The 691-nt window shown below is 48.8% G+C and carries 1 protein-coding gene; it reads right to left on the reverse strand.

The annotated features are described in order from the left end of the window. The coding region (locus STRDD04_RS11180) for a mucin-binding protein (RefSeq protein WP_443031303.1) at positions 1–691 on the reverse strand (691 nt) is incomplete at both ends.

Genomic DNA, 691 nt, shown 5'->3' on the forward strand with positions numbered 1-691 from the left:
ATTCAGTTGTGCCGTGTTTCAAGCGAATCACTACGTTTTGATCCACACTGCTGTCGGTGTCGAATTGATCTGGCAGGGCGTCCTGAGAAGCCACTTCGTAACCTTTTGCCAGATAGCCAGCTACAACACTGTCGTATTTCGTTTGCGCTGCTACTGGAAGAGCTGCACCTGAATCACCGGTGGTCAATTCAACTTGATGTTCCAGCGTCTGACCGGTTGTCTCATCTACTACCGTGTACGTCACTTTTTGCGTTTGGATTGTGTAATGTACATCCTTGACAATATTTTCTTGGGTAACTGCTTCTGATGGAACTGTCGCCACATCCACAGTGTAACCTGGAATCACTGGCGATGGCACAGCATCATAGTTTGCTTTGTCGCTTGTCCAAGCTGTGGCAGAAACTGGTTGGCCAGTCACCTTATCTGTCGTCACGCTACGAGTCCAAGTTGCTGTCTGAACTTGGTCAGCTGGTGTTTGGCTGCCTGCACCATGGTAACGAACAGTCAGATTCACAGACTTGCTTTCTTGGGATTCAGTTGTGCCGTGTTTCAAGCGAATCACTACGTTTTGATCTACACTGCTGTCGGTGTCGAATTGACTTGGCAGAGCGTCCTGAGAAGCCACTTCATAACCTTGTGCCAAGTAGCCTGCAACTACGGTGTCGTATTTCGTGTGTGCTGCTACTGGAAG

This window comes from Streptococcus sp. DD04, from assembly GCF_001578725.1.
Lineage (GTDB): Bacteria > Bacillota > Bacilli > Lactobacillales > Streptococcaceae > Streptococcus > Streptococcus sinensis.